The organism is Sandarakinorhabdus sp. (assembly GCF_040398645.1).
Classification (GTDB): domain Bacteria; phylum Pseudomonadota; class Alphaproteobacteria; order Sphingomonadales; family Sphingomonadaceae; genus Sandarakinorhabdus.
The window spans coordinates 18192-26875 of record NZ_JBBATR010000029.1 but is presented as its reverse complement, the minus strand read 5'-3'; the positions used below and the strand labels follow the sequence as shown (position 1 = coordinate 26875).

At 63.3% G+C, this 8684-nt stretch carries 6 protein-coding genes; 2 read left to right on the top strand and 4 right to left on the bottom strand.

The genetic code is table 11. The features are described from left to right. The coding region (gene katG, locus ABWP50_RS08420; protein WP_353217549.1) for a catalase/peroxidase HPI at positions 1 to 1989 on the top strand (1989 nt) is incomplete at its 5' end. 107 nt (positions 1990 to 2096) lie between these two features. Then, positions 2097 to 3977: an amidase gene (locus ABWP50_RS08415; protein WP_353217548.1), complete on the top strand. Its 1881-nt coding sequence runs from the start codon at positions 2097 to 2099 to the stop codon at positions 3975 to 3977. A 20-nt stretch (positions 3978 to 3997) separates the two neighbouring features. Here ABWP50_RS08415 and ABWP50_RS08410 read toward each other — a convergent pair whose 3' ends face one another. The 4 genes from ABWP50_RS08410 to rpoD all read right to left on the bottom strand — a co-directional run. Next, on the bottom strand, positions 3998 to 4843 hold the full coding sequence (locus tag ABWP50_RS08410) for an AAA family ATPase (RefSeq protein ID WP_353217556.1): 846 nt from the start codon (positions 4841 to 4843) through the stop codon (positions 3998 to 4000). Between the two features lie 85 nt (positions 4844 to 4928). Further along, the gene (locus ABWP50_RS08405; RefSeq protein WP_353217547.1) at positions 4929 to 5624 is read right to left on the bottom strand and encodes a hypothetical protein; all 696 of its coding nucleotides are present in this window, start codon (positions 5622 to 5624) and stop codon (positions 4929 to 4931) included. Positions 5625 to 5817: 193 nt separating this feature from the next. Then, complete coding sequence (locus ABWP50_RS08400; RefSeq protein WP_353217546.1) at positions 5818 to 7419, bottom strand: hypothetical protein; 1602 nt, start codon at positions 7417 to 7419, stop codon at positions 5818 to 5820. Between the two features lie 68 nt (positions 7420 to 7487). Next, positions 7488 to 8684, bottom strand: a 1197-nt coding sequence (gene rpoD, locus ABWP50_RS08395) for an RNA polymerase sigma factor RpoD (RefSeq protein ID WP_353217545.1), incomplete at its 5' end; no start/stop codon positions are given.

The following is an 8684-nucleotide window of genomic DNA, read 5'->3' as shown; positions in this document are numbered from 1 at the left end:
GTGAAGGCCGACATTGCGCAGCTACTCACCACCAGCCAGCCGTGGTGGCCGGCCGATTATGGCAATTATGGCCCGTTCTTCATTCGCATGGCGTGGCACAGTGCCGGCACCTATCGCATCGGCGATGGCCGCGGCGGCGCGGGCGGCGGCCAGCAGCGCTTTGAGCCGCTCAACAGCTGGCCCGACAACACCAATCTCGACAAGGCCCGCCGCCTGCTGTGGCCGGTAAAGGCCAAATATGGCCGGGCCTTGAGCTGGGCCGATCTGATGGTGCTGGCCGGCAACGTCAGCCTGGAAACCATGGGCTTCAAGCCGTTTGGCTTTGCCGGCGGCCGCACCGATGATTGGGAAGCCGACAAGGTCTATTGGGGCCCGGAAGCCAAGATGCTGGATGACAAGCGCTACAGCGAAGGCCGCAAATTGGCCAAGCCGCTTGCCGCAGTGCAGATGGGCCTGATCTATGTAAACCCGGAAGGCCCGAACGGCGTGCCTGATCCGCAATTGGCCGCCAACGATATCCGCGAAACCTTTGGCCGCATGGCCATGAACGACGAGGAAACCGCCGCGCTGATCGCTGGCGGGCACACATTCGGCAAAGCGCATGGCGCAGCCAGTGCCAGCAATGTGGGCAAGGAGCCGACCGGCGAAAGCATCGAGAAGCAGGGCCTGGGCTGGGAGAACAAATATGGCTCCGGCAAGGGTGCCGATGCCATCACGTCTGGCCTGGAAGGCGCCTGGACATCGGCCCCCACCCAGTGGACGATGCAGTATCTGGAAAATCTGTACCGGTTTGAATGGGTGCAGACAAAAAGCCCTGCTGGCGCCACCCAATGGCAGCCCAAGGACGCCGCGGACCACAAATTTGTCCCCGATGCCCACCGGGCTGACACGTTTCACGCGCCGATGATGTTCACAACCGATATCGCGCTGCGCACCGACCCTGCCTACAAGAAGATCACGCAGAGCTGGCTGAAGAACCCCAAGGCGTTCGAAGATGCCTTTGCCCGCGCCTGGTTCAAGCTGACTCACCGCGATATGGGTCCGCGCGCCCGCTACATTGGCGCCGATGCGCCCAAGGAAGTGCTGAGCTGGCAGGATCCAGTGCCGGCGGTTGATCACCCGCTGGTGACCGACGCGGATGTTGCTGCGATCAAGGCCAACGTGCTGGCCAGCGGGCTTTCGGTGCCGGAACTGGTTCGCACGGCTTGGGCTTCGGCTGCCAGCTATCGCGGCACGGATGGCCGCGGCGGCACCAACGGCGCACGGCTGCGGCTGGCTCCGCAAAAGGATTGGGCGGTGAACAATCCGGCGGAATTGGCCAAGGTGCTGCCCGTCCTGGCCAAGGTGCAGGCCGATTTCAACAAGGCCGGTACGCGCAAAATCAGCATGGCTGATCTGATCGTGCTGGCCGGCAATGCGGCGGTGGAAAAGGCATCTGCAGCTGCGGGCGTGTCGGTCACGCTGGCGTTCACGCCAGGGCGCACGGATGCCTCGCAAGCCCAGACCGACGTCGCCAGCTTTGGCGCGCTGGAGCTCAAAGCCGATGGTTTCCGCAACTACTGGACGGCGGACAGCGCTTATAATCCCACCCAGGGCCTGATCGATCGTGCCAATCTGCTGGGCTTGACCGTGCCGGAAATGACCGTGCTGGTTGGCGGCTTGCGCGCGCTGGATGCCAATGCCGGCGGCAGCAAGCTGGGCGTGTTCACCGCGCGGCCGGGCGTCTTGACCAACGACTGGTTCGTCAATCTGCTGGGCATGGAGACCAAGTGGCAGAAATCCGCCACCGAAGGCCAATATGATGGGCTGGACCGCACGACTGGCGCCAGCAAGTGGACGGCCAGCCCTGTGGATCTGCTGTTCGGTTCGCACAGCGAATTGCGGGCCGTCGCCGAAGTCTATGGCGCCTCTGACGGCCACAGCCAGATGGTGCAGGATTTTGCCAACGCCTGGACCAAGGTGATGGCGAAGGGCCGCGACGGCCGTTAATCGACAGCGCCGATAGGGTACGCGCCTGTCAATGCGTGCAAAAACAGGGCCAGCAGATTTGCTGGCCCTGTTCCTTTGGGGTAGGCAGAACATCAAGGGGAGCTGGCATGATGGCAGAATTATATCGCAGTGCGGCGAATGTCTTGGCGCTGATCCTGTTGGCGCCGGCCGTTCAGGCAGCCCCTGCGGCGATCGAAGTGACCGAAGCGTCGATCACGGACATGCAGGCCGCGCTGGCCAGCGGCGCCGTCACATCCCGGCAACTGGTCGCCGCCTATAGCGCGCGCATCGCGGCCTATGATCAGTCGGGGCCGACGCTCAATAGCATCGTCATGCTCAATCCTGCCGCGCTGGCGCAGGCTGATGCACTGGATAAGGAACGCGCTTCCAAAGGCCCGCGCGGGCCGTTGCACGGCATTCCTGTGCTGGTGAAGGACAATTTCGATACCAAGGATATGCCGACCAGTGGCGGCACGCTGGCCTTGGCGACGTTGCAGCCAGCCAGCGATGCCCATCAGGTGGCGCGTCTGCGCAGCGCCGGGGCAATCATCCTGGGCAAGACGACGATGCATGAGTTGGCCAGCGGCATTACCACCATTTCCTCGCTCACCGGTCAGTCGCGCAATCCCTATGATGTTCAGCGTTCGCCGGGGGGCTCCAGTGGGGGCACCGGGGCGGCTGTTGCGGCCAGTTTTGCGGCGGCCGGCATGGGTACGGATACCTGCGGATCGATCCGGGTTCCGGCGGCCTATCAGAATCTGTTCGGCATTCGCACTACGCGCGGGCTGGCGAGCCGGACGGGTGTGATCCCCTTGTCGGATACCCAGGATGTCGCCGGGCCGTTGGCGCGCAGTGTTGCCGATCTGGCGATCATGCTGGATGCGAGCGTGGGCGAGGATGCGGCGGATGCGGTGACCAAGGGGGCCGGCGCCCATATGCCCAAATCCTATGCCGATGCGCTGCAAACCGGGACGTTGAAGGGCGCGCGCATCGGGGTGTTGCGCAGCCTGTTTGCCGTTGTGCCCGAGGATAAGGACGGCAAGGACGTTTACGAAAAGGCCATTGCGTCTCTGCGCGGGGCCGGCGCCGAGGTGATCGACGTGACGATCCCCGGCCTGAATGACATGCTGACTGACAGCAACGCCCGAAAATTCGAATTTGCGGCGGATCTGCAACGCTATCTGGCGGCGAATCCGGACGCACCGGTCAAGTCGCTGGCGCAAATCATCAATGCCGGGTTGCACCATGACCAACTCGACAGGTCCATGCGTGAAACTCTGGCTGAAACCGGTCGGCAGTCGCCCGGCCATGAGCTGGCGCTGGCCAAGCGCACTGTTGTGCGGGCGGTGACGGATGCGCTGTTCGTCAAGGAGCGCCTGGACGCGCTGCTCTATCCCACCGCACTGGGGCGGCCACCGGTGATCGGGGCGCAGGATGTTCACAACAATTGCCGTTTGAGTGTGGATACCGGGCTGCCGGCGCTGGCGATCCCGGCCGGCTTTACGCCGCGCGGGCTGCCGGTCGGGCTGGAACTGCTCGGCCCGGCCTTCGGTGAGCCCCGTCTGTTGGCGCTGGCCTATGGCTGGGAACAACTGGCGAAGCCGCGCCAGCCGCCGTTCAGCACGCCGCCGCTGGTGGCTGGCAAGGTGCCCGGATCGCGGCGCGCCGCCGCCAGCCTGGCCGGCGGCGGCACTGCCAAGGTGGCGATCCGCTTCACCTATGAGCCGACAACCGCCCGCTTGCATGCCGATATCACCGCCAGCAACGCGGCGCCGATGGTGGTGGCCCTGCACCGCAGCCATGAAGGCGGGCCGGGCCCCGTGCTGGAGTCGGTCAGGCTGCTTGGCCAGAAACAGGCCAGCGCCGATCTTGTGCTCGACGCGCTGGCCCGGGCGGACCTGGGCGCCGGTAGGCTTGCCGTGGTGCTCTACACCGCCGCCGCGCCGCTGGGCACGGGGCGGACGCTGCTGACGTTCACACCCCGATAGCGCTCAGGTTCGGGCCAGCCTCAGACTTGACCTCTGCGGCTCATGAAGGCCAGGCGTTCGAACAGCATCACATCGGCTTCATTTTTCAGCAGCGCGCCGTGGAGCGGCGGGATCAATGATTTGGTGTCGCGGTTGCGCAGCACATCGAGCGGCAGATCTTCGTGCATCAACAGCTTGAGCCAATCGAGCAATTCCGATGTGCTGGGCTTTTTCTTCATGCCGGGCACTTCGCGCATATCGAAGAAGATGTTGAGCGCCTCGGCAACCAGCGCGCGCTGAATATCTGGATGGTGCACGCGCACAATGGCTTCCATCGTCTCGCGGTCAGGAAATTTGATGTAATGAAAGAAGCAACGGCGCAGGAAGGCGTCCGGCAGTTCCTTTTCGTTGTTGCTGGTGATGATCACGATCGGGCGCTGGTCGGCCTTAACCCGCTCCCCGGTTTCATAGACGTCAAATTCCATGCGATCGAGTTCGGTGAGCAGATCGTTGGGAAATTCGATATCGGCCTTGTCGATCTCATCGATCAGCAGCACCGGCAGGCGTTCGCTGGTAAAGGCTGACCACATTTTGCCGCGCCGGATATAATTGTTGATATCCGACACGCGCGGATCGCCGAGCTGGCTGTCCCGCAGACGCGACACCGCATCATATTCATACAGGCCTTGCTGGGCCTTGGTGGTGGATTTCACGTTCCATTCGATCAGCGGCGCATCAAATGCCGCCGCAATCTGCGCGGCCAACACGGTTTTCCCGGTGCCGGGTTCGCCCTTAACCAGCAGTGGCCGCCGCAGCGTAACAGCCGCGTTCACTGCAACCTTCAGATCGTCGGTCGCAACATAGCCAGTGGTACCTGCAAAACGCATCATCAATTTCCTTGCTTCGATACGTCACGCTAAAGCGCGGCGCGGAGTGGCGCAACACAGTCAAACTGCGAGGGCGACAGGCTAATCAACGATAAGCGTAAACAACCTCGTCGGTCTGGCCGCCGCCGATGCCCATCAAATTGCCTTTGCTGAGCGCGGACTGGCTGGCCAGGCGCGGCTTGCCATCCGGGCCAAGCCGATATTCGTAGGTCTGCTCAAAATTGGTCACCTTGATCAGCAGGTTCAGCTTGAAATTCTCGCGTGCACGGACCTTTAGCCGCGCCACCCATGGCTTGCCATCGGTGATGGTGATCACGGCTTCACCAGACAAATGGCTGGAGATATCAGCCGTGTCGGTGCGCACCGAGCCAGCGGGCAGCACCGGGATTTTCAGCACCTGGCGGCCGTCGCTATCGATGCTGATATCCGATGCTGCGGCGAGCAGCGCAGCCAGCCGGTGATAGCCGGGCACCGGGTTTGCTGCCGTGGCCTTGCGAAACGTCTTGAAATCGCTGGCGCCGGGCGGCTTGCCATTGACGCTCTGCAGCGTCCAGCGCTGGCCATCCCAGCGTTCGACCGTGACGGTTTTTTCATTGATGCCGGGCCCGCGCCGCACGGCGGTGGTGCTGCGCTCAAAGGCCATGCCGGCCGGATTGGCGGCGCGCGCATCGCTGATGATCGCTTCGCGCAGCGGCTCCAGACGCAGGCCATCGCCGGGTGCTGCGGCCAACAGCAGGCCAGCCAACGCCGGCAGCAGCAGCAAGCGCGCTGCAGAGAGCATAATATTGCGAACCGGTTTCATAAATTCGTCGGTTATCCAACAGGGTAAAGTATCACAAGCTGCAACCGGCAGTTCATATTGCCAAGGCGCAGTTTGCAGCGTCGCCGTTGCATTGCAGCATCAACTTTTGCAGTTCGATGAACGGAAGAACGACCGTTGGCGACGGCGTTACACACGGAGCGGCGGCGGCTGTTCAAGCCTTGGCGATTTGAGCCAATCCGTCGCTGGCGAGGCGCAGGCCCGGCCGCTGGACGAGGGCGCGGCGGAAATCTGCCGCAGCCCCCGCCGTGTCGCCCTGTGCCAGCCGCAATTGGCCCGACAGGACGGAAACCGGGATCGGCCATAGCGGCGGTTCCTGATAGGGCAGCTTGGCGTCGATCGCCTCGGCGGCGGCAAACGCACTCAGGGCGGCCGGGATGTCGCCGCGCGCTGCTGCAATGCGCCCGCGCGCCACGCCCTCGGCGATTGCGGCAAAGCTGTTGCTGCCTGACATGCCGCGCTGCTGCAGCTGATCCCTGACCTTGCGCAGCGCTTTCAGCTCGGCTTCGGCGGCATCGGGCTGGCCTGACATCGCCAGCGCCTCGGCGCGCACGCCGTGCCAGGCCAGGGTTAGCTGCCGCGAACGCTTGCCTGGGCGTGGCAGCGCCAGCACCTCAGTCGGTGACAGGAAATTCACGCGGGCCTGCAGGGCGGTGACCAGCAGCATTTCGCGCCACGGCGACCGGGCGAGCGCTGCAGGCTGAAGGGCGGCCTCCAGCGCGTCCGCCGCCGCTAGTGCCGTGGCTCGGTCGCCGTTTTGGGTGGCGGCGGATGCGAGGAAATGCGTGTGGTGGTTGAAATAGCCGTAATATTTCGGATCGGCGCCCACGGCGCGGGCATAGGCTTCGTCGGCTGCCACGGCGGCCTTGTTGGCCGTGATGGCATCGGCAAAGCGGCCAATGCGGTACCAGGTGTGGCTGGGCATGTGCACCATGTGCGGCGCGCCGGGCGCGATGCCGCCCAGCCGCGCCGCTGGACCGGCAGCGCGCGCCGGATCAGCTGAGGCCTCGGTCAGGTGGATCAACAAGTGAATGGCTTGCGGATGATTGGGGGACCGCGCCAGCACCGTATCGACCAGCGCCAGCGCGGTGCCAGCACGGGCCTTGGGCTGTTTGCCGCCGGCCTGCCAATAATCCCATGGCTGGCTGGTCATGATGGCTTCGGCAGCCATGATCGCGGTCAGATCATCCAGTGGCGCGCTTGCGGCCAGCGCAGTCATCGTGTCGGCATAACGATCGCCGTGCACGCCGTCCTTGCTACCACCCGGCGCATAACGCGCGTGGGCGGCTTCTACGAGGGCACGGTTGCGGCCTGTCAAATTGCCATTGGCAAGCGCGGCACCGGTCAGCGCACGGGCACGGGCGATGGTCTCTGCGGGGATCGGCCCGCTGTTGATATAAGGGCCGAGCGCCAATGATTGCCCCCACAGGCACAAGGCGCAATCGGCATCAAGCGTGGCAGCGCGCTGAAAGCTCTTGAGCGCTTCGTCGTAATCAAAGCCGAACAATTGTCCCAGGCCCTGATCGAAAAACGCTTGGGCCATGCTGTTGGTGCTGACATCGATGTGCGCTGGAGTCAGGCCGGGCACCAGCACGGCGCTTGCGCCATTGCTGGCAGCCGCAGCCTTGCCTTCGCCCTGGCCGCACAGATTGGCGGCCAGGGCGCTGCCAAGCGCCAGATCAGCCGCTGACAGGCCCGGAGCTGCTGATGTGCACAACAGCAGGGCAGAGAGCGCGAAGACAGAAGAACGAGCCATAGCCAAAATTGCAGCAAGCGGCTGCGCTTGGCAACCGTCTGTCTGTCATTCTGGCCGTGTGGTCAGCGTCAAACGTCGAGGAAGCTTCGCATCTTGCGGCTGCGCGACGGATGTTTCAGCTTGCGCAGCGCTTTGGCCTCGATCTGCCGGATGCGTTCGCGAGTCACGCTGAACTGCTGGCCAACCTCTTCAAGGGTGTGATCGGTGTTCATACCGATGCCAAAGCGCATGCGCAGCACACGTTCTTCGCGCGGCGTCAGGCTGGCCAGCACGCGCGTCACGGTTTCCTTGAGATTGGCGTGGATGGCGGCGTCGACGGGGATGACCGCGTTCTTGTCTTCGATGAAATCACCGAGATGGCTGTCTTCCTCGTCACCGATCGGCGTTTCCAGGCTGATCGGTTCCTTGGCGATCTTCATCACCTTGCGGACTTTTTCCAGCGGCATCGACAGCCGCTCGGCCAGTTCTTCCGGCGTTGGCTCACGGCCGATTTCGTGCAGGATCTGCCGGCTGGTGCGCACCAGCTTGTTGATGGTCTCGATCATGTGCACCGGAATGCGGATGGTGCGGGCCTGATCGGCGATGCTGCGCGTGATGGCTTGCCGGATCCACCAGGTGGCATAGGTGCTGAACTTGTAGCCGCGGCGATATTCGAATTTGTCCACCGCCTTCATCAGGCCGATATTGCCTTCCTGAATGAGATCAAGGAATTGCAGGCCGCGGTTGGTGTATTTCTTGGCAATGGAAATCACCAGGCGCAGATTGGCTTCCACCATTTCCTTCTTGGCGATGCGGGCTTCGCGCTCGCCCTTTTGCACCATGTTCACGATGCGGCGAAATTCACCCAGATCAACGCCGGTGGTTTCGGCAATGCCGGCGAGTTCGCGGCGGTTCTGGTCGATGGACTCGGCTTCGGCCTGGGCAAATGCCGCCCATTTCTTGTCGATGGCGGCAACGCGCGGCAGCCAGCCTTCGGCCAGCTCATTGCCGACATATTCGTCCAGAAAGCTCTTGCGGTTGATGCGATGCTTGTCCGCCAGGCGCAGCATGTTGCCGCCCAGGCCCATCAGCCGCTTGTTCTGGGTGTAGAGCGCCTCAACCAGCAGCTCGATCTTGTTGTTGTTGAAATGGATCGACTGCACGCCGCGCGTCAGCTCCTCACGCAGCTTCTGATATTTTTTCTCGTCTGAATTGGAAAATGTCGGGCCGCCGTGGATTGCGGACAAGCGCGAATCCTGCAGCTTCTGGAATTTCTTGTAAGCGCC